This is a genomic window from Polycyclovorans algicola TG408 (genome assembly GCF_000711245.1).
GTDB lineage: Bacteria > Pseudomonadota > Gammaproteobacteria > Nevskiales > Nevskiaceae > Polycyclovorans > Polycyclovorans algicola.
The window spans coordinates 1054341-1078312 of record NZ_JOMH01000001.1 but is presented as its reverse complement, the minus strand read 5'-3'; the positions used below and the strand labels follow the sequence as shown (position 1 = coordinate 1078312).

The 23972-nt window shown below is 64.5% G+C and carries 16 protein-coding genes; 13 read left to right on the top strand and 3 right to left on the bottom strand.

Annotated elements, in window-relative coordinates; translation table 11 throughout:
• Window positions 1-37 precede the first annotated feature (37 nt).
• Window positions 38-3817, bottom strand: coding sequence for a methionine synthase (gene metH, locus U741_RS0105195; RefSeq protein ID WP_152551500.1), 3780 nt, complete (start codon window positions 3815-3817; stop codon window positions 38-40).
• Window positions 3818-4211: 394 nt separating this feature from the next.
• Here metH and U741_RS0105190 point away from each other — a divergent pair, with 394 nt between their 5' ends.
• The 3 genes from U741_RS0105190 to U741_RS0105180 all read left to right on the top strand — a co-directional run bounded on the left by U741_RS0105190 (window position 4212) and on the right by U741_RS0105180 (window position 6599).
• Window positions 4212-5375 (top strand): alkane 1-monooxygenase, encoded by a 1164-nt coding sequence (locus U741_RS0105190; protein ID WP_029889427.1) that lies wholly within the window; start codon window positions 4212-4214, stop codon window positions 5373-5375.
• Between the two features lie 61 nt (window positions 5376-5436).
• Entirely contained in the window at window positions 5437-5601 is a 165-nt protein-coding gene (locus U741_RS0105185) for a rubredoxin (protein WP_029889426.1), read from the top strand.
• 71 nt (window positions 5602-5672) lie between these two features.
• A complete protein-coding gene (locus tag U741_RS0105180) occupies window positions 5673-6599 on the top strand; it encodes a histone deacetylase family protein (protein ID WP_029889425.1) in 927 nt (308 codons plus the stop codon).
• Here U741_RS0105180 and U741_RS0105175 read toward each other — a convergent pair.
• Window positions 6559-7548, bottom strand: a complete 990-nt coding sequence (locus U741_RS0105175; RefSeq protein WP_029889424.1) for an AraC family transcriptional regulator — start codon at window positions 7546-7548, stop codon at window positions 6559-6561. The genes U741_RS0105180 and U741_RS0105175 overlap by 41 nt on opposite strands.
• Window positions 7549-7645: 97 nt before the next feature.
• On the opposite strand from U741_RS0105175, the gene U741_RS0105170 reads away from it, so the two are divergent.
• The 7 genes from U741_RS0105170 to U741_RS0105140 all read left to right on the top strand — a co-directional run bounded on the left by U741_RS0105170 (window position 7646) and on the right by U741_RS0105140 (window position 15277).
• Complete coding sequence (locus U741_RS0105170; protein ID WP_029889423.1) at window positions 7646-8704, top strand: fatty acid desaturase; 1059 nt, start codon at window positions 7646-7648, stop codon at window positions 8702-8704.
• A gap of 146 nt (window positions 8705-8850) precedes the next feature.
• Window positions 8851-9978: an NAD(P) transhydrogenase subunit alpha gene (locus tag U741_RS0105165; protein WP_029889422.1), complete on the top strand. Its 1128-nt coding sequence runs from the start codon at window positions 8851-8853 to the stop codon at window positions 9976-9978.
• Between the two features lie 17 nt (window positions 9979-9995).
• Window positions 9996-10304, top strand: a complete 309-nt coding sequence (locus U741_RS0105160; protein ID WP_029889421.1) for an NAD(P) transhydrogenase subunit alpha part 2 — start codon at window positions 9996-9998, stop codon at window positions 10302-10304.
• A 3-nt stretch (window positions 10305-10307) separates the two neighbouring features.
• Entirely contained in the window at window positions 10308-11729 is a 1422-nt protein-coding gene (locus U741_RS0105155; RefSeq protein ID WP_029889420.1) for an NAD(P)(+) transhydrogenase (Re/Si-specific) subunit beta, read from the top strand.
• Between the two features lie 181 nt (window positions 11730-11910).
• Window positions 11911-12387: a DUF3015 domain-containing protein gene (locus tag U741_RS0105150; RefSeq protein ID WP_029889419.1), complete on the top strand. Its 477-nt coding sequence runs from the start codon at window positions 11911-11913 to the stop codon at window positions 12385-12387.
• Between the two features lie 179 nt (window positions 12388-12566).
• Complete coding sequence (locus tag U741_RS0105145) at window positions 12567-14360, top strand: Lnb N-terminal periplasmic domain-containing protein (protein WP_161776128.1); 1794 nt, start codon at window positions 12567-12569, stop codon at window positions 14358-14360.
• Between the two features lie 35 nt (window positions 14361-14395).
• A complete protein-coding gene (locus U741_RS0105140; RefSeq protein ID WP_161776126.1) occupies window positions 14396-15277 on the top strand; it encodes an alpha/beta hydrolase in 882 nt (293 codons plus the stop codon).
• Between the two features lie 21 nt (window positions 15278-15298).
• Here U741_RS0105140 and U741_RS0105135 read toward each other — a convergent pair whose 3' ends face one another.
• The gene (locus U741_RS0105135) at window positions 15299-16573 is read right to left on the bottom strand and encodes an alpha/beta fold hydrolase (RefSeq protein WP_161776124.1); all 1275 of its coding nucleotides are present in this window, start codon (window positions 16571-16573) and stop codon (window positions 15299-15301) included.
• Between the two features lie 176 nt (window positions 16574-16749).
• On the opposite strand from U741_RS0105135, the gene U741_RS0105130 reads away from it, so the two are divergent.
• The 3 genes from U741_RS0105130 to U741_RS0105120 all read left to right on the top strand — a co-directional run bounded on the left by U741_RS0105130 (window position 16750) and on the right by U741_RS0105120 (window position 23811).
• Window positions 16750-18288 (top strand): FAD-binding domain-containing protein, encoded by a 1539-nt coding sequence (locus U741_RS0105130; RefSeq protein WP_029889415.1) that lies wholly within the window; start codon window positions 16750-16752, stop codon window positions 18286-18288.
• A gap of 251 nt (window positions 18289-18539) precedes the next feature.
• Window positions 18540-20687, top strand: coding sequence for a primosomal protein N' (locus U741_RS0105125; RefSeq protein ID WP_029889414.1), 2148 nt, complete (start codon window positions 18540-18542; stop codon window positions 20685-20687).
• Window positions 20688-20811: 124 nt separating this feature from the next.
• The gene (locus U741_RS0105120; protein WP_052378509.1) at window positions 20812-23811 is read left to right on the top strand and encodes a parallel beta-helix domain-containing protein; all 3000 of its coding nucleotides are present in this window, start codon (window positions 20812-20814) and stop codon (window positions 23809-23811) included.
• The last annotated feature ends 161 nt before the right edge of the window (window positions 23812-23972 follow it).

Genomic DNA, 23972 nt, shown 5'->3' with positions numbered 1-23972 from the left:
CTAACACGCACCTCCATCCCGCCCAACCCTTGCCGGACTAATCCTCGGGCTCGTAACCCAGATTCGGCGCCAACCATTTCTCGGCCTCGGGAAGCGTCCATCCCTTGCGGCGCGCGTAGTCCTCGACCTGCTCACGGTTGACGCGGCCAACCACGAAGTACTGCGCATCAGGGTGCGCGTAGTACCAGCCGGAGACGCTGGCGCCGGGCCACATCGCCATGCTCTCGGTGAGCTGGATGCCGGTATTGTTCTCGACATCCAGCAATTGCCAAAGCGTCGATTTCTCGGTGTGTTCGGGGCAGGCGGCGTAACCCGGCGCGGGACGGATGCCAAGATACTTTTCGTCAATCAGCGCCGCGTTATCGAGGTGCTCATCGGGCTGATACCCCCAGAACTCCTTGCGCACCCGCTGATGCAGACGCTCGGCAAAGGCCTCGGCCAACCGGTCGGCCAAGGATTCCAGCAGGATGGCGTTGTAATCGTCGTTGGCGGCCTTGAACGCCTTGACCCGCTCATCAGCACCCATGCCGGTGGTGACGGCAAAGCCACCCACATAATCCCGCAGGCCACTGGTCTTGGGCGCCACGAAATCCGCGAGGCTGCGGTGCGGCACGCCGGCGCGATGCTCGGACTGCTGACGGAGGTTGAGCAGGCGCGCCTTCACCGTCTCGCGGGTTTCGTCGGCATAAATCTCAACGTCATCATCCCCAACCTGGTTGGCCGGAAACAGGCCGATCACCCCGTTGGCACTGATCCACTTCTCAGCAATGATCTGGTCCAGCATGGCGTTGGCGTCGGCAAATAGCTTGCGCGCGGTCTCGCCCGAGGCCGGGTTGTTGAGCAGATCGGGGAACCGGCCCTTCATCTCCCAGCCGATAAAGAACGGCTGCCAGTCGATGTAATCGCGCAGCTCGGCCAGCGGGTAGTCGGTGAAGGTTTTCACGAACTGCGTCGCCAGCGCGTGATGGTGGTCGCAGCCCGGGCCCTCACACACATCCTTGGCCTGCTGCACCAGCATGCGCGGACGCGGCGGCACATAGCCTTCCCAAGTGATCGGCGTGCGGTTGGCGCGCGCGGCGGCCAGCGGCACGAACTTTTGCTGGCGGTCCTTGTTGCCGTGGCGCTCGCGAATCTGGTCGTACTCGGCCTGGGTGTCGGCCAGCAGCTTGGGCTTCTGCTCGGCCGACAACAGCGCGGCGGCCACCGGCACCGAACGTGAGGCATCCTTCACCCAGATCACCGCGCCGTCGTAAGCCTTGTCGATCTTCACGGCGGTGTGCGCGCGCGAGGTGGTGGCACCGCCGATCAGCAGCGGAATGGTGAAGCCCTGACGCTGCATTTCCTTGGCGAGGTTCACCATCTCGTCAAGACTCGGCGTGATCAGACCGGACAAACCAATGATGTCGGCCTTGTGCTCGCGCGCGGCGTCGAGAATCTTTTGCCCCGGCACCATGACGCCCATGTCGACCACGTCATAGTTGTTGCACTGAAGCACCACGCCGACGATGTTCTTGCCGATGTCGTGGACGTCGCCCTTGACGGTGGCCATGAGGATCTTGCCCTTGGCCTGCGCGACATCGCCGGGCTTTTTCTCGGCCTCGATGAACGGAATCAGGTAGGCCACAGCCTTCTTCATCACGCGCGCCGATTTGACCACCTGCGGCAAAAACATCTTGCCGGCGCCGAACAGGTCACCGACCACGTTCATGCCGCCCATCAGCGGGCCTTCGATGACCTCAATCGGCCGACCGCCGCGCGCGGCAATCTCGGCGCGCAGCTCCTCGGTGTCGGACTCGACATGGGCGTCAATGCCCTTGACCAGCGCGTGGGTGATGCGCTCACCCACCGGCAGTTCGCGCCAGGACTCGTCCATGGTTTGCTTGGCGCCCGCACCGCCGCCCTGAAAGCGGGTGGCGATGTCCAGCAGGCGCTCACCCGCATCCTCGCGGCGGAACAGAATCACGTCTTCGATGCCGTCGCGCAGCTCGGCCGGCAGATCGGAATACACCGGCAGCACGCCGGCGTTGACGATGCCGAAGTCCATGCCGCGCTGAATCGCGTGGTACAGAAACACGCTGTGAATCGCCTCGCGCACCAGGTTGTTGCCACGGAAGCTGAAGCTCACATTGGAGACGCCGCCGGAAATATGGCAGTGCGGCAGGTTCTCGCGAATCCAGCCGGTGGCCTCAATGAAGTCGAGCCCGTAGCGGTTGTGCGCCTCGATACCGGTCGCCACCGCAAACACGTTGGGGTCAAAGATGATGTCTTCGGGCGGGAAGCCGACCTCGTCCACCAGCAGGTCATAAGCGCGGCGGCAAATGACCTTGCGGCGCTCCAGGGTGTCGGCCTGGCCTTCTTCATCAAAGGCCATCACCACCACTGCGGCGCCGTAACGGCGACACAGCCGCGCCTGCTCCAGGAAGGGCTCGACGCCTTCCTTCATCGAGATTGAATTGACGATGGGCTTGCCCTGCACGCATTGCAGACCGGCTTCGATGACCGCCCACTTGGAGCTGTCGATCATCACCGGCACCCGCGAAATATCGGGTTCCGAGGCGATGAGCTTGAGGAAGGTCTGCATGGCCTCGACGCCGTCGAGCATGCCCTCGTCCATGTTGACGTCGATCACCTGCGCGCCGGCCTCCACCTGCTGGCGGGCGACGGTCAGCGCGGCGGTGTAATCGCCTTCCTTGATCAGTTTGCGGAACGCCGCCGAGCCGGTGACGTTGGTGCGCTCACCGACGTTGACAAAGCCCAGCTCCGGCGTGACGTTCAGCGGCTCCAGCCCGGACAGACGCATCACCGGCACGTGCTCTACCGGGACACGCGGGGTGATGCCCTCGACGGCTTGGGCAATGGCGGCGATGTGCTCGGGCGAGGTGCCGCAGCAGCCGCCGACAACATTGACGAGGCCGTCTTCAGCAAAGCCACGAATGATGGCGGCGGTCTCGTCCGGGCGCTCGTCGTACTCACCAAACGCATTCGGCAACCCGGCATTGGGGTAGCACGAGATGCGGCAGTCGGCGAGGCGTGACAACTCGGCGATGTAAGGGCGCATGTCCTTGCCGCCCAGCGCACAGTTGAGCCCCACCGCGAACGGCTGGGCATGTCGGACCGACGCCCAGAACGCTTCGGTGACCTGGCCCGAGAGCGTACGGCCCGAGGCGTCGGTAATGGTCCCGGAGATGATCACCGGGTACCGAACGCCGCATTCCTCAAAGAAGGTTTCACAGGCGAAGATCGCCGCTTTGGCGTTAAGCGTGTCGAAAATGGTTTCAATCAGGAACAGGTCGACACCGCCTTCGGCAAGCGCGCGCGCCTGCTCCAGATAGGCATCCACCAATTGCTGGAACGTCACATTGCGCTTGCCCGGGTCATTGACGTCGGGGCTGATGCTGGCGGTGCGGTTGGTCGGCCCAATTGACCCCACGACGAAGCGGGGTCGCTGGGGCGTGCTCACCGATTCGGCCGCCTCGCGCGCCAGCGTCGCCGCCGCGACGTTCATCTCATAGCTCAGCGACTCCATGTGGTAGTCGGCCATTGAAATGACCTGCGCATTGAAGGTGTTGGTCTCGATCAGGTCAGCGCCCGCTTCAAGGTATTCGCGATGAATGTCGCGAATGATGTCGGGCTGGGTCAGCACCAGCAGGTCATTGTTGCCCTGCAGGTCGTGCTCCCAATCGGCAAAACGCTCGCCGCGGTAGTCCGCTTCGGACAGCTTGTGGCGCTGAATCATGGTGCCCATGGCGCCGTCCAGCGTCAGGATGCGGCGCTCGGCGGCGGCGAAGAGTTCAGCACTGCGGGGTGAGGGTTTCATGTCCATCCAAACGTAAGCAAACGCGTATTTTATCCTCTTATCCGGATAAGCGGATAATTAAGCTTGGTCGCCGATTGCTCACCGCCCGTCCGTCTGCGGCGCCCACTGATCGCGACCCCGCCCCTGCCTTCACATGGGCATGACAGGATGCAATTGTCGTCTCGCAACCGGTCGTGATTTCCCCCTCCACACCGGCTGCAACGGCTCTCCACCAGTCCGGCACCCCCCTTCCTGCCGGCCTGCACTGACCGGGTGTGCCCCAGTGGCGCACCCGGTTTTTTTGTGCCCGCGCTCGCCTCTTGCTCCAGACAACAGCGCCCATGATGCGCCGCTTGACAGTGATCGACCTCAAAGTCACATTAATAGAACGATTGGTCAATACGCGAGGCGCCTGATGTCATCAAATTCTCTTTCTGCGGCCGAGTGGCGCGATCAAAAGCGTGCCCTGTGGCCGCTGGGTGCGGTGATCGTTTTGCTGCCGCTACTCGGCGTTGCGCTTTGGTCAACATTCGGCGGCGCGGCATGGCTGTGGCTGCCCATGGTCATTCTCTACGGGCTGATTCCACTCATGGACCGTTTGGTCGGCGAAGACACGGCCAATCCGCCTGAAAGCGCCATCACCCAACTCGCGCAGGACGGCTACTACCGCTGGGCGCTGTTCGCAGCCATTCCGACGTATCTGTTCACCTGGGTCACCATGGGCTGGTTCGTGGCCAGCACCGAGCTGCCCTGGTATGGCTGGCTGGGCGCAACCCTTTCGGCCGGACTGGTTTGCGGGCTGGCGATCAACATTGGTCATGAGCTGGGGCATCAACCCTCCAAGCTTGAGCAGACACTCGCCAAGTTCGTACTGGCACCGGGCGCGTACGGGCATTTCTTTGTCGAGCACAACCGCGGTCACCACGTGCGCGTTGCCACACCCGAGGACCCGGCATCCTCACGCTTTGGCGAAAGCTTCTACGCCTTCTTTCCGCGCTGCGTGGCGGGCTCAATCCAGTCGGGTTGGGTACTCGAGAAGCAGCGTCTCGCCCGCCAGGGAAAGTCCGTCTGGCACTGGCAAAACCACAATCTGCAGACTTGGGCAATGACCGCTGTGATCTGGGGTGTCATGGTCGCCTGGCTGGGCTGGGTGGTCCTGCCCTTCATGCTCGTCGCAGCCGTCTTTGGCGGCAGCCTGCTCGAGGTGGTGAATTACCTTGAGCACTACGGCCTCAAGCGCGAACGCAAGGACGATGGCAGCTACGAGCGCTGCCAGCCGCATCACTCGTGGAACTCCAACCACACGGTCACCAACGTGCTGCTTTACCATCTGCAACGGCACTCTGATCACCACGCCAACCCGACACGCAGCTACCAGACCCTGCGCAACTTCGACGGGGTTCCGTCACTGCCGTCGGGCTACGCGGCGATGATCGTCGTGGCCTACATTCCGCCGCTGTGGTTCCGCCTGATGAACCCGCGCGTCATCGCGCAACATGGCGGCGACATGCGCAAGGCCAACATCAAACCGTCGATCAAAGAACAGGTCATCGCAAAATATTCGGCGCAGACCGCTTAAACTAACGCGCCTGGCGTGCTCGGCGCATGCCTTGGATCAAGCTCTTTTTGGACAATCAACGATGCGTAAATGGCGTTGCGTAATTTGTGACTGGGTGTACGACGAGGCTGTGGGCGTGCCCGACGAGGGCATTCCCGCCGGCACCCGTTGGGAAGACGTGCCCGAAAGCTGGACCTGCCCGGACTGCGGTGCCGCCAAGGCCGATTTCGAGATGGAAGAAATCTGAGTGCCGTACCGGTGCACCCGAAAAGCCCTCCACGCGGAGGGTTTTTTTGTGCCTGACGACACCCTGATGCCATGGTGATCCCCGTGGTGTGGCACCCCGATTACAGTATTCCCCAGCCGCCGGGGCACGCCTTCCCGATGGGCAAGTTCGCGGCGGTGGGGCGGTGGTTGGCGGCGCGCGGCATGGCGACGGTATGCCCGCTGCATGCCGACATGAGCACGTTGTCGGCCGTGCATGACCCGGACTACCTGCGTCATTTGGCCACGGGAACGCTCGATGCACGCGCCCAGCGCCGCATCGGCTTTGACTGCACGCCGGCGCTGTTTCAGCGCTGCCGGCTGGAAACCGGCGGCACGCTCGCCACCGTGGCGCTGGCGTTGCAGCACGGGCTGGCCTGCAATGCGGCCGGAGGCACCCACCACGCCCATCACGACTTCGGCAGCGGCTACTGTCTGCTCAACGACCTTGTGGTGGCGGCACGGCATGCCCTTGATCATCTTGGGCGCCACAAGGTGCTGATCATTGATCTCGACGTGCATCAGGGCGATGGAACGGCCGCACTGCTCGCCGATGAACCCCGCGCCTTCACCTTTTCCATGCATTGCGGCGACAACTTTCCGGCACGCAAGCAGCGCTCCGATCTGGATATCGCCCTGCCGCGCGGACTCGACGACAGCGGCTATCTGCACGAACTGAACAGCGTGCTGCCGTGGCTGCTCGACAGCGTGATGCCCGACCTGGTGCTGTACGACGCGGGCGTTGACGTCCATGCCGACGACCGTCTCGGTCATCTCAGCCTGAGTGACGCCGGGCTATTGGCGCGTGACCTCGCCGTGATCGGCGCCTGCCGGGCGCGCCACATCCCCACCGCCTGCGTGATCGGTGGCGGCTACGACCGTGATCTCGACCGACTCGCCAGTCGGCACGCTTGGCTGTTCGAGGCTGCCTGCCAGGTATTCAACGCCACTGACTCGGCGCCGTCCCGGTCCAGCGCTTGAAGGCGCGGGTAAAACTGCTGGCATCGCCAAAGCCCAGCAGATAAGCGATCTCGCTGACCGAATGCCGCCCCTCGGCGAGGTACTGCCGCGCCAGCGCCTCGCGCGTCTGTTGCAACAACTCGCCGTAGCGCGTGCCCTGCTCGGCGAGCTTGCGCTGCAGGCTGCGCAGTGACAGGTGCAGGGCCTCGGCGATAGCCGCCTCGCCGGGATCGCCCTGGGGCAGGCGCTCGGCCAGCAGGCGCTGCACGCGCTGTCCCCAGTCCGACTGTTCACGCGCGGCGAGCAGGCGCTGGGCGATGGCTTCGTTGGCGGCGGCGAGCTCGGGGCTGGCGCTTTCCAGCGGGCGGTCGACACGCTCGGCCGGCAGGATCAATTGATTGTGCTCGGCCGCAAAATGCACCGGGCTGCGGAACATGCGCAGCCAGGGTTCGGCGTTGCGCGGTTCGGGGCGTTGCAACCTCAGTGCCTGAGGATTGAAGCTGCGCCCCAGCAAGCCGCGGCTGAGCCGCATGAAGATCGTGGCGTAGGCGTCGATGGCCTCAGGCGAAGGCGCGGCTTCGCCCGCGGCAGGCGCGATGGTGACCACAAGCGCATCGGGCACATCTTCGAGGTGCAGACTCGCAGCATCGGAGACCACGGCCAGATACCGGGCGCAGCGCTCGAAGGCATCGCGCAGGCTCAGGCTCGCCATCACCGCCACGCCCAGCGCGTGAAAATGCGTGAACTCGGCATGCCGCGCCGCGGTGATGCCAAAGGCCTCGTCGCCGGTCGCCGCCACCGACAGCGCCCACAGCCGCCTTGAGGCAGCGACCGGATAGCGCGCCTGGGGATCGTCAAGCGCTGCGGGGTCCAGCCCCGCCTCGCGGATCAGCGCCTCGGCATCGCAGCCGGTCTCTCGCAAGGCACGGCGGACGGCGCGGCCCCAACTGCCGAGCGTCGAGGCGCTCATCTGGCGCTAATGGCCAAGAGATTGGCAGGATGGGTCATGGTGGCCGGCGGGCCGGTCTCGGATGATGGGCGAGGTCACTATAACGAGGTCTCTGCCCATGTCCGTCACCCTGAGCGATGCTGAAAAAGTCGCCCACATCAAGAAGGTCATCCTGCAGGCTGGCGACGAGTTGCGCGCCCGCCACCCCTGGCTGAAGAAACACCAGGACGCCATCGGCGCGACCATCATGGCGGTCTCGCTGGCCGGCATGATCGGCACGGCGACGCTGTACTACCACGGCCTGATCGCGTGGTGGCTGTGCATTCCGGTGGTGGCGATCTTCGCTTCGTTCATCCACGAGCTGGAACACGACCTGATCCACCTGATGTACTTCCGCAACACGCCCTGGGCCAACAAGCTGATGCTGTGGCTGGGCTGGATCGCCCGCCCGAGCACCGTGAGCCCCTTCGTTCGCCGCGACCTGCACCTGCACCACCACAAGCATTCGGGCACCGAAACCGATCTTGAGGAGCGCGGTATCACCAACGGCGAGCGCTGGGGCCTGAAACGCCTGATCATGACCGGCGACAACATGCTCGCCGTCTACCTGCGACCGAAGGAGACCTTCCGCATGGTGCGCGCCTACATTGCGAGCAAGAAGCCGGAGAACCACGCGGCGTTCAAAGCGATGGCCTGGGAACAGCGCCTGGCCTACTTCCCGCTCGGCAATCTTTATTACCTGGTCTGGCACAGCTTTCTCGCCTATTGGGCCGTCGCGGGCATTGCAATGCTCATCGGCAGCCCCCTGCAGCTTTCGGGCACCGCGCAGTCGGTGGTGAATGGGCTGAACTTTCTGGCCGTGGTGTGGATGCTGCCCAGCTTTCTGCGCACCTTCTGCCTGCACTTCGTCAGCAGCAACATGCATTACTACGGCGATGTGGAAGACGGCAACATCCTGCAGCAGACGCAGGTGCTCAACCCGTGGTGGCTGATGCCTTTCCAGCTGTTCTGCTTCAACTTCGGCGTCACCCACGCGATTCATCACTTTGTGGTGAAGGAACCCTTCTACATCCGCCAGTGGACCGCACCGGCAGCCCACAAGGTGATGCGCGAGATGGGCGTCCGTTTCAACGACACCGGCACCTTCGGCCGCGCCAACCGCTATCGCCTGGCCTGAGGACGTCTCGCCGACCGCGACGCCAACGCATTCGCGGTCATTTAGTGTTCATTTGGGCGAAATCCCCGTTAAACTGCCGCCCCTCACCGGGCAGGCAACGTCTTTTTGTGCCCGCGGAGACCGTATTTCAATTACAGGGAAGCTCCATGGCATTCAAGATCGCCGTCCTCAAGGAAACGCGCGCAAACGAGCGACGCGTCGCCCTCGTGCCCGTGGTGGCCGACAAGCTCACCAAGCTGGGCGCCACGCTGGCGGTTCAGACCGGCGCCGGTGACGCGGTCAAGCTGCCGGATTCGGCCTTCAAGAACGTGCACTTTGCCGCCAACCCTCAGGGTCTGGTGAGCGATGCCGACATTGTGTTGGCGGTGCAGCCGCCGTCGCTTGAGGCCGTTGACGCGATGAAGGACGGCGCCATCCTCATTTCCTTTATCTATGCCCACAAGGAAATCGAGCTGGTCAAAAAGCTGCGTGACAAGAACATCACCTGTTTCGCGATGGAGCTGGTGCCGCGCATCACCCGCGCCCAGGCTATGGACGCGCTGTCGTCGCAGGCCGCGCTGGCCGGCTACTACGGCGCCCTGCTCGGCGCCACCAGCATCGCCCGCATGATGCCCATGACCACCTTCGCCACCGGCTCCATCCGCCCCGGCACCGTGCTGGTGATGGGTGTGGGCGTTGCCGGTTTGTCAGCCATCGCCACCGCACGCCGCATCGGCGCCAAGGTGGAAGGCTACGACGTGCGCCCCGAAGTGAAAGAGCAGGTTGAATCCCTGGGCGCCAAGTTCATCGACACCGGCGTGGATGCCCGCGGTGAAGGCGGTTACGCCCGTGAGTTGACCACCGAAGAGAAGGACAAGATCGCCGCCGTGGTGACCAAGCACATCCAGGCGGCCGACATCATCATCACCACCGCCGCCATTCCGGGGCGCCCCTCGCCGAAGCTGATCTCCAAGGCGCAGGTCGACGGCATGAAGGGCGGCAGCGTGATCATCGACCTCGCAGCCGAAGGCGGCGGCAACACCGAGTACACCCAGCCGGGCGAAACCGTCACCGTCGGTCAGACCACCATCGTCGCGCCGCTCAATGTGCCGTCACTGCTGGGCGAGCATGCCTCCGAGCTGTATGCCAAAAACCAGTTCAACCTAGTGGAGTTGATGGTCAAGGAAGGCGTGCTGGCGGTGAACTGGGAAGACGAAGTCCTCGCCAAGGCCTGCCTCACGCACGGCGGCGAGATCAAGAACGAAGCGGCCGCCAAGGCCGTTGACGCAGCGTAATTAAGGGAGCACACGTCATGGATGCCACCATTGTCATCACGGGCTTCGTCGCCCTTTATATCTTCATGCTGGCCGCGTTCACCGGCTACGAAATCATCGGCCGCGTGCCGTCGATTCTGCACACGCCGCTGATGTCGGGCTCCAACTTCATCCACGGCATCGTCGTGGTCGGGGCCATGTACATGCTCATCAACGCCAGCTCGGTCATCGAGCAGGCGCTGGGCTTTTTCGGCGTGATTCTGGGTGCGGCCAACGCCGCCGGCGGTTATGTGGTGACCGAACGCATGCTTGAAATGTTCAAGCCGTCCGACAAGAAGAAGGGCTAAGTCATGAGCATCTCGTGGATCATCAATGCGAGCTTCGTGCTCGCCACGCTGCTGTTCATCTACGGCCTGAAGCGCATGTCGTCGCCGGTCACGGCGCGCTCCGGCATCGTCGTCGCGGGCTGGGGCATGGTGCTGGCGGTGGCCGTCAGCTTCCTCTATGTGTTCAACGTATCGCCTGATGTAAAGCCGCACCTCACCGTCAACGTCATCCTCGTGGTGATCGCGCTGGTGTTGGGCCTGGGCTGGGCGTGGCGTAGCGGCAAGAAGGTCGAGATGACCGCCATGCCGCAGATGGTCGCGCTCTACAACGGCATGGGCGGCGGCGCGGCAGCGGCCATCGCCGCCATCGAGCTGTTCGGCTACAAGGCGCACGGCAACATCATCCTCATCATGGCGGTGCTCGGCGGCGCCATCGGCGCGGTCGCGCTGTCGGGCTCACTGATCGCCTGGGGCAAGCTGGACGGCCGCATCAACGGCGTCTGGCGCTTCAAGGGCCTGCAGGCCGTCAATGGCCTGATCGTGCTGACCATGGTCGCCATCGGCGCCTGGGCGGTGATCGCAGGCGGGCAGATCCCGCTCTACGCCATCGCCGTGTTCTTCATCCTGGCGCTGGTCTACGGCGTGATGATGGCCATGCCCATCGGCGGCGCCGACATGCCGGTGGTGATTTCGCTGTTCAACGCCCTCACCGGTCTGGCCGTGGGCTTTGAAGGCTACGTGATCGGCAACCCGGCGCTGATGGTGGCGGGCATGGTGGTGGGCTCGGCCGGTACGCTATTGACGCTGTTGATGGCCAAGGCCATGAACCGCTCGGTGAGCAACGTGCTGTTCTCCAACTTCGGCGCCAGCGGCGACGAAGAGCAAGGCGAGATCAAGGGCAGCATGAAACCGGTGGAAGCCGGCGACGCGGGCATCAACATGCGCTACGCGTCCAAGGTGATCATCGCGCCCGGCTACGGCCTGGCGGTGGCGCAGGCGCAGCACAAGCTCTTCGAGTTCGTGAAGATTCTGCAGGCCAACGATGTGGACGTGAAGTTCGCCATCCATCCGGTGGCGGGCCGCATGCCCGGTCACATGAACGTGCTGCTCGCCGAAGCCGGTGTGCCGTACGACATCATCTACGACATGGAAGACATCAACGGCGAGTTCAAGGAGGCCGACGTGGCCATCGTCATCGGGGCCAATGACACCGTGAACCCGGCGGCTCGGACCAACAAGTCCAGCCCGATTTACGGCATGCCCATCCTCAACGTCGACATGGCCAAACAGGTCTACGTCGTCAAGCGCGGTCAGGGCAAGGGCTATTCGGGCGTGGAGAACGAACTGTTCTTCCAGGACAACACCAACATGGTCTATGGCGACGCCCAGAAGGTCATGGTTGCCATGGTGCAGGCCGTCAAGGCGCTGGATGGCGGCGGGCATTGAGTGTTTTAGCGGCAACACAGGAGGCTGCCCGCAAGGCAGCCTTTTTTGTGTGCCCGACCTCGTCAATAAAAAGATCGACCAGCTCAAGAAAGCGATTGCCGTTCGGCGAGCGGGGGCTTAGCATCGCATTGGACTCCGAAACCGTCCACCGTTTTGATCAAACACCATGGGAGATTCAAAAATGAAAAAGCTTCTGACCGGCATCCTTCTCGTTGCATCCTCTTCCGCAGCATTTGCAGAAGCCCCCGGCGGACCGAACTGCGGCTGGGGGAACATGTTGTTCCAGGGCAATTCAGGCATCGTCTATCACTTCCTCGCCAGCACGACCAATGGCACCTCGGGTAACAACACGTTTGGCATGACCTCGGGCACCAACGGCTGCTCGACAAGTGGCACGTTGACCTACGGCGGCAAGGCCATGGTCACGGCGATGATGGACGAGTTCTCGGCAGACGTTGCCGTCGGCGAGGGCGAGGCCCTGACGGCCGTGGCCGTTGCCTATGGCGTGGCCAAAGAAGATCGCGCTGCGTTTGCCAGCCTGGCCAACCAGAACTTCGCAGTGCTGTTCCCGAGCGAGAGTGTCACCGCTGACGAAGTCGTGGCCAATCTGGAAGCCCTGATGAAGGCCGACGCCCAGTTGTCTCAGTACGTCATCTGATCTCGTCGACTGTCGCCCGCAACGCGGCAGTCCAAGGATCTTTCAGGCCCGGTATCGCTAGATGCCGGGCCTTTAATTTGGCCGCCGACACGATGCACCCCACGCGCACATTTCTTCCCCTTCTGATCACCGTGGTTCTGTTGCTGCCCATCCGGGCATGGTCAGCAGAAACGGCGTGGGTGCAGGCCCAGTCCCTGGAGCTCTGGACGCAAAGCGAGTGGGTGAACCTGGTGCATTACAAGGCCGGCACATGGCCGGGGTCCTGGCGTAGCGCCACCGAAGATCCCCGCTTTTTCCTCGCCGATAACGGCTCGACCGACCCTCGTGCCGAACTACAGGCCACCCTGGCGGCCTTCACCGCGCTGGCCACGCTGGCCGACGACCACGCGCAATGCCGTTTCGTTGCCCGCTTGGCGTGGCTACGCAGCAAACTGGATCTTGGTGATCTGCCCAAACCAAACTGCGCGGCGTATCAAGCCTTCAGGCAGGAGGTTCAGGCCCGGCACGCCGTTCTGGTTTTCCCGTCGTACTACCTCAACAGTCCGTCGTCGATGTTTGGCCACACCCTGCTGCGCCTCGATCCAGACGAGGACGGCGGCGGCTCGGAGTACCTGTCGTTTGCAGTCAACTTCGGCGCCATGGTCGACCCCAGCGACAACGGCCTGTTCTATGCCTTCAACGGCCTCACCGGCAATTATCCGGGGCAGTTTGAGGTCGACCACTACTACAAAAAAATTCGCGAGTACAACACCGGCGAGAATCGCGATATCTGGGAATATCCGCTCAATCTCACGCCGCCCGAAACAGAGCGTCTGGTCCAGCACCTGTGGGAGCTCAAGGGCGTCAGCTTCGCCTATTACTTTTTTGACGAGAACTGCTCTTACCGGATTCTCGAGCTCCTGGAAATCGCCCGCCCTGGCATCGATCTGACCAGCGGCTTCCCGCTGACCGCCATCCCCATCGACACCGTTCGTGCGGTTGCGCGCACAGGCCTCATCCAGGGCAAGCACTTCCGCCCCTCCCAGGGCACGGTGCTCAAACAGCGGCTTGCGGCCGTGCCCGACGCGCTGCATGACACGGTCATTGAGCTGGGCATGGCGCCCGAACGGCTCGACGATGCCGATCTACAGGCGCTAGACCCAAAAACCCGGGCCCGGCTTATCGACGCCGCCTACAAGTACCTGCGCTTCACCCAGACCGGCGCCGAGCGAGACCCGGTCGTGGCGCAACGTAGCTTTCGACTGCTGCAAGCACTGCAACGTCACGCCGCCGAGCTCAGTCAGAGTGACGTGACGAAGCTTGAACCCGGCGCCTCACCCGATCTAAGTCACGGGAGCCGCCGCCTCGCGCTCGGCCTCTGGAATGAAGAAAGTCATGACTACCTGACGCTGGGCCTGCGCCTGTCGCTACACAGCCTGCAAGAAAACCGCGCCGGCTTTCCGATCGGCGCTCAGATCAACCTCGGCAATTTCGACCTGCGCATTGAAGATGACGGCAACATTGACATGAACCGATTTGACGTCGTGGACATTCTTTCCCTGAGCCCACGCGATGCCTTTTTCAAACCGCTGTCGTGGGCGATCCAGACGGGCGTCGACCGGCAATGGACCGGCAGCCGCGAACATCGGGTGGCGCACGTCAACGGCGGCATGGGCGCAACTCGTGCGCTGGGCGCCAATAACCTTCTCTATGGCCTTACCACGGCTCGACTCGAGTACAACCACGGCTACGACACGCGCACTCAGCCCGCCTTAGGATTGCGGGGCGGGCTCCTACTGAACGCCGGGCCGCTGACCGTTAACGGGGAGGTCGCGACCGAGAAATTTGCGAACGGGGAAGCGCGCACGCGTGTGGAGCTGCGCCACAACCTGCGCCTGTCGCGTCAGCAAGCGTTGCACGTCGAGCTGCAATGGCGCGACCAGCAGCCCGAGCACACCACGAACATCGGCCTGCGTTACCAGTATTACTACTGAGCGCCTCCCCGCTCGTGCGCCCCGACAACCCCGACATGCCTATCCAACCTCTGAACATGTTGCGCCAAGCCCGCACCATCGTGCCCCTGTTGTTGGTTATCGGCCTGGGGCTGTCGGGTTGCACGTCGGTTTTCCTGCAGCCTAATCGGGTGCAGTACTTCGCCGACCGGCCACTTGGCACGCCGGCTGAAGATGTTTGGATCACCGCAGCCGACGGCAACCCTTTGCATGCGCTCTATCTCCCGGCGCCCGGCAGCCCTCGGGCAACATTGCTCTATCTTCATGGCAACGCCGAAAACCTGAGTTCGCATGTTCATGCGGTGCGCTGGCTGCCCGCACAGGGCTACGGCGTGCTGGCACTCGACTATCGAGGCTTTGGGCGCTCGCAGGGCAAGGCCAACGTTGACGCCATTCATGAAGACGCCGAGGCGGCACTGGCTTGGCTCGTCGCCCACCCCAGCCTCGCTGACACACCGCTAATCGTCTACGGCCAAAGCCTCGGCGCTTCGGTGGCCATTCGACTGGCGGCCGACTCCCCTTCACGCCATAAGGTGGCAGCGGTCATCGCGGAGAGCCCGTTCGCCAGTTATCGCGGTATCGCGCGTGAAAAGCTGTCGCAGGTGTGGCTCACATGGCCGCTGCAGTGGCCCCTGTCGTGGCTCATCTCCGACCGCTACGCCGCGGCCGACGCGGTGGATCGCATCAGCCCGATCCCGCTGCTGCTGATTCACGGCGAGCGCGATCCCGTAGTGCCCAGCCGCCACTCACAACGTCTGTACGCAGCGGCACAAGACCCCAAAGATCTGTGGCTGATCGCCGATGGCGGGCACATCAACGCAACCGCCCAGGAGACCGTTCGCGAGCGGCTGCTCGGCTATCTCGCGGCGGTCAGCACCGCAACGGCAGGCAAACGCTGAGGCCGGAGGAATTTCCCCAGGTCACCACTCGCGGTCCACGCGCACCACCTGATGCAACCATTGTCCTTCGCCGCCCAGCGGCTGCCGTGACGCCACCGAAAAACGCAGGCTCGACGGGGCGGTACCGTCGTTTCTCGCCAGGTGCGGGCCCAACAACAGGAATTCGGTTCCGGCGGCGTCGACCTTGGCGTGGTCCAGCACCAGCGCCGGGTCGCCGGTGACGCTGCCGGCGGTGATTTCCAGCTTCGCCTGCCGCGCCTCAATCCCTTCGTGAACATGGCTGTTGATCAGGCTGACATTGCCGTCCTCAACCCGAAGGCTGCGCAGGTTGGCATTCTCGATCACCACATCGGTGCAACGCGTCAGATCCAGATGCCCCAGCTCGCCGGTGTAACGCGTGCCGACTTCGTCAAGACAATGGGTGACACGGGTCGGCGTCGGTGCGCGACGCAAAAAGCGCGGGGTCTTGTCCCGCCTATCCGGCTCAATCGCCTTCTTCAAGGCTGTATTGAACGCCTCCGGCACTTCGAACATCGGCATGTGCCCGGCGCCGTCGAGCACCGTGAGCCGCGCCGGGTCCAGCATCGCGGCCACCAGTTGGCCGGTGCGCAGCGGGGTGATGGTGTCGTCGCCGCCCCAGATGATCTCGGTGGGGGTGCGCACTTCGCGCAGCGCCGGGCCAAAATCGTGCGCTGCCATCGCCAGCGCACTGATCGCCATCGGCTCGCCGCCCAACCCCACCTGCCGCAACCACGGGTTGGCCACCAGCATGGCCGGGCTGATGCCGAGCCGCTCGACTTCGGCCAGGACCGCCTCCGTGAGTTGCCCCAGCCACGCGGCGCGCTGCGCATCACCGTCGGAAAAGCCGCGCACGCCAAGCTGGCTCAGCCCCTGCGCAACCACTGAGTGATGCAGTACGCCCGCCAGATTGACCAGGACCAGCTTGGTCAGGTCATTCGGGAACTGCTGCGCGTAGGCCAGCGAGATCGCGCCCCCCATCGAGTGCCCGACCAGGGTGAAAGGCCGCGGGTCGTGATGCCGCACCGCCTCGTGCACCGCGCGGGCCATCTCGTCCGGCGCATAGCGGTGATTGCCGCGCAGTGACGCGCCAAAACCGGGCAGGTCCAGTGTCATCACGCGGTGGTCGCGCGCCAGCGCCGGCACAACGTGCTGCCAGTCGTCCGACGCGCCATGGCTGAGCCCGTGCACCAACACCACCAACGGCGCGTCTTCCGGGCCCTGCATGTGGGTCACCACCGGGCCGCCGAAGGTGCCGCTGTGGACCGACTGCGTCACGGCGCCGGGCAACGCCGCGAAAGCCTGGGCGCCGCATGTGGCGAGCAGCAGTGCAGCGAGGTGGCGAGAACTTCGACAAAGGAAGGGGTACATGCGCAAACCGTAGCGGGAAAGCGCGATATCAGCAGCCCCTACCGCAATGGTCGATGAATCCTCCAGCGCGGCACACTAGGCGCATGGCGACAACACCACAAATCATCTGGTTCAAGCGCGACCTGCGCGTACACGATCACGTCCCGCTGGCTGAAGCCGCGGCCCAGGGCCGGGTGCTGGCGCTTTACATCGTCGAGCCCGCCCTGTGGGCGCAGCCCGACGCCAGCGGTCGCCATTGGGCGTTCGTGCGGGAATGCCTGGTCTCGCTGCGCGCGTCGCTGGCGGGTCTTGGCGTAACCCTGGCGGTGCGGGTGCGCGAGATGGAGTCCGTGCTCACCTCACTGCACCATCAACTTGGCGCCTTCACCCTGTGGAGTCACGAAGAAACCGGCAATGGCTGGACCTTTGCCCGCGACCTGCGGGTCAAGGCCTGGTGCGCGACGCATGACATTCAGTGGCGGGAGTGCCTCCAGCACGGCGTGATCCGCCGCCTGCAACAGCGGGATGGCTGGGCGCGGCGCTGGGAGACCTTCATGCAGCGTCCGCTCACCGACCTGCCGCAGCGCATCAAGGGCCTGCCGGGTATCGACGCGGGAGACATCCCGACATGGCCCGAGGGGCTGGCGGCAGACCCCTGCCCCGGCCGTCAGCACGGCGGTCGCGCCGTAGCCGAAGACACGCTCGTGAGCTTTCTGCACGCGCGCGGCACGGCCTACCACCAACAAATGTCCAGCCCGCTGACGGCCGAAGCCGCCTGCTCGCGCCTGTCGCCACACCTCGCCTGGGGCACGCTGTCGATGCGCGAAGTGACGCAGGCAACGAAGGTGCGCATCGCCGCCTTGCGCGCCGACCCCCACGCCCCCGATGGCGCACGCCGCGCCTACAGCGCCTTTCTGGGGCGCCTGCACTGGCATTGTCATTTCATCCAGAAGCTCGAATCGGAGCCGCGAATCGAGTTTGAAAACCTGCACCCGGCCTACGACGGACTGCGCCCGGAGCCCCCCGACCCGGCACGCCTCGCCGCCTGGTGCCAGGGCCGCACCGGCTGGCCCTTCGTTGATGCCTGCCAGCGTTATCTGGCCGCCACCGGTTGGCTGAATTTCCGCATGCGGGCGATGTTGATGGCGGTGGCCAGTTATCACCTGTGGCTGCCGTGGCGTGAGCCCGCACTGTTTCTGGCGCGGCGCTTCACCGACTACGAACCTGGCATTCATTACCCGCAGGTGCAGATGCAATCGGGCGTCACCGGCATTAACACCATTCGCATCTACAACCCGGTAAAGCAGGGACAGGACCATGACCCGCATGGCGTTTTCATTCGCCGCTGGGTCCCCGAACTGCATGGCGTCGCCGACTCGCACATCCACACCCCGTGGTTGCTGACAGGCGCCGAGCGCGCCGCGATCTGCCCCGACTATCCGCCGCCCATCGTCGATCACGAGGCTGCCGCACGCGCCGCACGCGACCAAATTTGGGCCGTGCGCCGAGGTGGGGCACATGGCGCCACAGCCGATGCCATCCAAACCCGTCATGGATCACGGCGCGCCGGCCTGCCGCCCACTGCCAAACGTCCGAGAACAGGGAAAAAATTGGCGAATCCGCAACTTGGGCTGGACTTCTGACGCATCATTTCGGGGCACGGCCCCCACTTAGTCACAAGGCCTGCCCCGCAGATTCAAGGCCTCCGCGTCAACCGAAAGATGCGACATCAGATTCATCACTTCGTGGAACATATTGTTTAAGTTGACTATTTTTTTATTTCGGCCCATCGCTCTCGCTGCACTGCAACATTTGATCCTGACCTCACAAGATCACCGCTCAGCACCGTGCACAACGTTATCCACAGGCCAGCCTTGATTCTGCGTACAACTTGATGGCATCGCACCCCAGCCCGGTCATCACCGTCGCACTGCCGGTGCCGCTGCGCCGCGCCTTCGACTATTCGGCCGACGGGCAGCCGGTGCCCGCGGGTTGCCGGGTGCAGGTGTCGTTCAACCGGCGCCTGCAAGTGGGCGTGGCACTTGGCAGTGGCACGGCGTCGGCGAGCGGGACCGGTGTCGAGCTCAAGCCCATCCTCCAGCGGCTGGACACCGCGCCGCTGCTCAACCACGACACGCTGGCGCTGCTGCGCTGGGCGGCGGATTACTACCTGCACCCGGTCGGCGAAGTAATTGCCGCGTCGTTGCCTTCGGCGCTGCGCAAGGGCAAGCCGTCCACGTGGACACCGCCGCAGCGCTGGTCACTCACCGCTGCGGGTGCCAACGCACTGCACGATCTGCCCGCTCGCCAGACTGCGCGGCGTGCCCGGCTGCAGATGGCACGCAGCGAACCTTCGCTGCCACAGGACGCCCTGACCCGTGCACTGGCCGAAGCAGGCTGGCTGAGCGCCAGTGACGACGCCCCCCAGGCGCCGCCGGATGCCCACTGGCCGGCACTCAGCCCGGCACAACAAAAAGCCGTCGAGGGCGTTTCGGCGCGGGGCGGCATCCAACTCATCGAAGGCGTCACCGGCAGCGGTAAGACCGAGGTCTATCTGCACGCCGCGCGCGCCTGCCTTGCGGCGGGCAGTCAGGCACTGATTCTGGTGCCCGAGATTGGCCTCACGCCGCAGTTGCAGGCCCGCTTCATCGAGCGCTTTGGTGACACGGTCTGCGTGTATCACTCCGGCCTCGCCGACGGCGCACGGCTGGAGGCCTGGCAGCGCGTTCGCCATGGTCATGCGCGGGTGCTGATCGGCACGCGCTCGGCGGTGTGGCTGCCCTTTCAACGCTTGGGCCTGATCGTCGTCGACGAAGAGCACGACGCCTCGTTCAAGCAACAGGATGGCTTTCGTTATTCCGCGCGCGACGTCGCCTGTTATCGCGGCAAGCAGGCCGGTTGCCCGGTGCTGCTGGGCAGCGCCACCCCGGCGCTGGAAACCCTGCATCTGGCGCACTCGGGCCGTTACGGCCATCAACGCTTGCCCGAGCGGATTCACCAGTCCGCCACCCCCACGGTGGAGTGCGTGGACCTGCGCGGCCTGCGACTGCGCGAGGGCCTTTCACCGCCGCTGCTGAAGGCGCTGGACGCCTGCCTTGCCGGTGACGGCCAGGCGCTGCTGTTCCTCAACCGGCGCGGCTTTGCGCCGCTGCTGCTGTGCAACCAGTGCGGCTGGAGTGCGCCCTGCCCCAGTTGCGACGCCCATCTGACGCTGCACCGCGGCCCCACCCAGTTGCGTTGCCACCACTGCGGCCACGCGCAGCCACCGCCGCGCAACTGCCCGTCCTGCGACAGCGACGACCTGCGCCCGGTTGGCGAAGGCACCGAGCGCCTCGAAGCCGCCTTGGCGAATCGTTATCCCGGTGAGCGTATCGAGCGCTTCGACACCGACCGCCTGCCCAACGCCGCCGCCCTGCACGCCAGGCTGGACGCGATTCATCGCGGCGACGTGCGACTGCTGGTCGGCACGCAGATGCTGGCCAAGGGGCATGACTTCCCCAAGCTCAACTTTGTCGGCATCGTCTCGGCCGACCAGGCGCTTTTTGGCGCCGACTTCCGCGCCATTGAACGCATGGGCGCGCTCATCACCCAGGTCGCCGGGCGCGCCGGGCGCAGCGGCCAGCCTTCCCGGGTGCTGCTGCAAACGCATGTGCCGGAGCACCCGTTGCTCGCCACCCTGATCCAGCGCGGGTATCCGGCCTTCGTCGAAGCGGTGCTCGCCGAGCGGCGTGCCATTGGCCTGCCGCCGTTTGCCCATCTGGCGCTGCTGCGTGCCGATGCCCTGAGTCTTGACGAGGCCATGGCGTTTCTCGACCAGGCCGAGCGGCGGCGACCCGCCGTGCCCGGCGTGCTTGCTTTGCCGGCGCAACCCGCCAGCATGACGCGACGCGGCGGCCGCTTTCGCGCCCAACTGATGCTGATGGCGCCGCAACGGACCGCGTTGCGCGCCGCCATTGAACCCTGGGTGATGACGCTGGCCACGCTCAAGGCCGCGCGACAGGTGCGCTGGTCGATTGACGTGGACCCCATCGAGGTCTTCTGAGGCGCGCGGGGCCTTATTTACCACCGCCAACGGCTCGAACCGCGCCGTTGCCGCGACTATGCTCGTCCGATTGCCATCGCTGACAAGCCACGCGGCGTCACGGCAGTTTCAGGGGGAGCGTTTCATGTGCCGGTCTGTCGTTATCTCTCGTGTGATCTCCATCGGCCTGCTGCTGGCACTGACCGCCTGCGGCACCGCCAGTAACGTCAATGTCCCCGCGCCGGGCGGCGGCAACACCGCCGAGGGTCGCGTCTTCACCGTCGAGCCCGGGCCCAACGCCAGCAGTGAAATGGTCGCCGCCATGGTCGACCTGCGTCCCGGTGACGAACTGCGTTTCGGCTGCGGGTACTTCGAGCTGGACAACGGCATCCAGCTCAACGGCACCGAGGACGTGCTGATCAAGGGCTGCGGCATGGATGAGACCGTGCTGTCGTTCAAGAACAGCCGCACGCAGGAGGGCGTGTCGGTCACCAACGTGCGCGGCATCACCATTGAAGACCTGACGGTGCTCGACTCGCCCGGCGACGGCTTCAAGCTCAAGGGCGTGGACCACGGCACCTTGCGCCGGGTGCGGGCCATGTGGTCCAGCGGTCGCAACCAGCCGGGCGAGGACACCATCACTGCCGCCAATTTTGCCAGCAAGCTCGACGTGGCCTGCACCGCGCCGGCGCGCGACAACCCGGCCAACCCGCTGTCGAACCCGGCCAACACCACCTCGCCGGATTACACCGTCAGCGTCGCGTCGGGCCGCTACGGCATCTACCCGGTGGAGTCGCGCAACATCCTGGTCGAGTTTAGTGAGTCCATTGGCGCGTCCGACGCCGGCATCTACGTGGGCCAGACCAACAACGCCATCATCCGCAACTCGCGCGCGGTCTATAACGTGTTCGGCTTCGAGATCGAAAACGTGCAGTCGGGCGAGTATGTCGACAACCTCGCCGAGTGCAACACCGGCGGCTTTCTGGTCTACGACCTCGACGGCCTCACCCAGTACGGCAAGCGCTCGCGCGTCACCGGCAACGTGGCCCGCAACAACAACACCTATAACTTTGCCGAACCCGGCACCATCGTCGCCAACGTGCCGCGCGGCTCAGGGCTGATCACGCTGGCGTACGACAAGATCGACATTGTCGGCAACACCTTCGAGAACAACGACACCGCCGGCGTCATCGTCACCAGCTATGAAGTGCTCGGCGTGCCGGGGGACCGGCGTCTGGACATGTTCTCCGAGCCGGTGCACATCCGCGGCAACACCTTCACCAACAACGGCAACAACCTGCCGCCGCCGGATGTGGCGACTATCCTCGCCACCCAGGCCGAGCAGATCACCTCGGTGTTTCCGCTGCTGATCGGCCTGAAATCAGTCGCTGGCGGCGGGCAATACCGCGGCGGCCACGTGCTGTGGGACGGCATCATCGACCCGCTGGACAGCGAATGTCCCTACCCGGTCAACGCGCAGGGCCAGCCGGTGCCGGCCGATGAAGATGGCAAGCCCATCCTCACCAACCTCGACCCCAATCCGTCATGCCGCTACAACGCCTACAAGTTCGACGAGGCCGGTGAACGCATCACGCCCAAGTGGTGGTTCGCGTGCATCGCCGACGACAACCAGTTTGCCGGTGACAGCGAGGATTACCTCAACTTCAATGGCCTGCGCGGGCTGGAATCGGTGTTCGCGCTCACCGAGGCCGACATTCCCGGCACGCTGCTGGGCCTCGCCGAGCTCGTGAACCTGCCCGGCAGCTTCGACATCAGCGAAAACGACTGCCCCGCGCGCTTCGGTTCGGCGCCAGCGCCCATCGCGCCGGTGGTGATTCCGCCGTTCGAGCCCAGCGGTGATGTCGACCCCGCGCCACCGCAGAGCCGCATTGACCAACTGTGCAATGCCAGCATGACGCCGGGCACCGTCAACTTTGAGGCCGCCGCCGAGGTCAACTGCCCGCAACTTGACCAGTACAACCTGTTCGCCGTGGCCAATGACCCGACCAGCCTGCCCAACGGCAACGGCGTGCCGTATGTGCTCAACAGCAAATTGTTCTCCGACTACTCGGTCAAACACCGCGTGGTGTTCATGCCGCCCGGCACCTCGGCGCTGTACCGTGACATCGACCAAGGCGTGAACCAGACCGTGGTGTTCCCGGTGGGCACGGTGATCGCCAAGACTTTCTCGTTCACCAATGAGCCGGCGGATACCGAAACCGACTTCGAGACCCGCCTGCTGATCAAGCGCCAGCGCAGCAACGGCCAGGTGTTCTGGGACGGCCTGGAATACATCTGGCGCACCGAAAACGGCGAACGGGTGGCGCGGCTGTCACAGGGCGGCGGCACGGCCAGCGCCAGCTGGGACTACTTTGATGTGGACAGCGGCGTGCGTCACACCGGACAAACCGCCAGCTACCTCATGCCCAACGCCAGCCAGTGCCTCACCTGCCACACCAACGACGACAATGAGACCGGCAGTGCGCCCATTGGCCCGAAAATCCGCAACCTCAACCGACCCTACGCCAGCGAATCACCACTGGCCTCGGGCGCGCTGGAACACCCGGTGGTGGGCCAGAACCAGATTGCCTGGTGGTGCGAGAACGGCCTGCTCAGCAACTGCCCGAGCACCCTGACCGTCGACCCGACGACGCAAATCGCCAACGTGTCGCGCGTGCCCATCTTCAACAAACCTGGCGACGGCGGCGAAGCGGCCGGCACCGACGCCGACATTGAACGTCGTGCCCGCGCCTACCTCGAAGTCAACTGCGCGCACTGCCACAACCCGCAGGGCAATGCATCGAACACCGGCATGTACGTCGACGTGGCGCGCGCGGTGAACGGTGTCTACGGCATCTGCAAAGGCCCCACGGCCACCGGCACCGAAGGCCGCGGTGGCCGATCGGTCGACATCCACCCGGCGCGTGCCGACGACTCCATCCTCGTTTACCGCATGGGCCCTGAGGCCACCACCGTCGCCGCCCGCATGCCGCCGCTGGCCCGCAGCGTCGTGCACGACGAAGCCGTGGCGCTGATGACGCAGTGGATCAACAGCGTGGTTGATGACAGCTACGAAGATGCCGATGCCTGTGGTGGCGCGGGCGACGGGTTGAGTCCGGGGTTGCCACTTCTAAGCGGCGGTTGAAGCCCGGGTGCTTGGGGTGCGTGCCAGACCACCTGCGAAGCGGACTTTTGCCTCGATGACAAGCAACCTGCATCGAAGCGAAAAGGCTGTCCGTTGAATTAACGACACATTCAGGTTGCCTGCCGAGGCCCCGAGGAATAGCATCACCTGCTTCAGTGATT

Bases quoted from the DNA above. Each gene is read 5' to 3' on its own strand.
- metH (WP_152551500.1), bottom strand. From the start codon at position 3,817: ATGAAACCCTCACCCCGCAGTGCTGAACTCTTCGCCGCCGCCGAGCGC.
- U741_RS0105190 (WP_029889427.1), top strand. From the start codon at position 4,212: ATGTCATCAAATTCTCTTTCTGCGGCCGAGTGGCGCGATCAAAAGCGT.
- U741_RS0105185 (WP_029889426.1), top strand. From the start codon at position 5,437: ATGCGTAAATGGCGTTGCGTAATTTGTGACTGGGTGTACGACGAGGCT.
- U741_RS0105180 (WP_029889425.1), top strand. From the start codon at position 5,673: ATGGTGATCCCCGTGGTGTGGCACCCCGATTACAGTATTCCCCAGCCG.
- U741_RS0105175 (WP_029889424.1), bottom strand. From the start codon at position 7,548: ATGAGCGCCTCGACGCTCGGCAGTTGGGGCCGCGCCGTCCGCCGTGCC.
- U741_RS0105170 (WP_029889423.1), top strand. From the start codon at position 7,646: ATGTCCGTCACCCTGAGCGATGCTGAAAAAGTCGCCCACATCAAGAAG.
- U741_RS0105165 (WP_029889422.1), top strand. From the start codon at position 8,851: ATGGCATTCAAGATCGCCGTCCTCAAGGAAACGCGCGCAAACGAGCGA.
- U741_RS0105160 (WP_029889421.1), top strand. From the start codon at position 9,996: ATGGATGCCACCATTGTCATCACGGGCTTCGTCGCCCTTTATATCTTC.
- U741_RS0105155 (WP_029889420.1), top strand. From the start codon at position 10,308: ATGAGCATCTCGTGGATCATCAATGCGAGCTTCGTGCTCGCCACGCTG.
- U741_RS0105150 (WP_029889419.1), top strand. From the start codon at position 11,911: ATGAAAAAGCTTCTGACCGGCATCCTTCTCGTTGCATCCTCTTCCGCA.
- U741_RS0105140 (WP_161776126.1), top strand. From the start codon at position 14,396: ATGCCTATCCAACCTCTGAACATGTTGCGCCAAGCCCGCACCATCGTG.
- U741_RS0105130 (WP_029889415.1), top strand. From the start codon at position 16,750: ATGGCGACAACACCACAAATCATCTGGTTCAAGCGCGACCTGCGCGTA.
- U741_RS0105125 (WP_029889414.1), top strand. From the start codon at position 18,540: ATGGCATCGCACCCCAGCCCGGTCATCACCGTCGCACTGCCGGTGCCG.
- U741_RS0105120 (WP_052378509.1), top strand. From the start codon at position 20,812: ATGTGCCGGTCTGTCGTTATCTCTCGTGTGATCTCCATCGGCCTGCTG.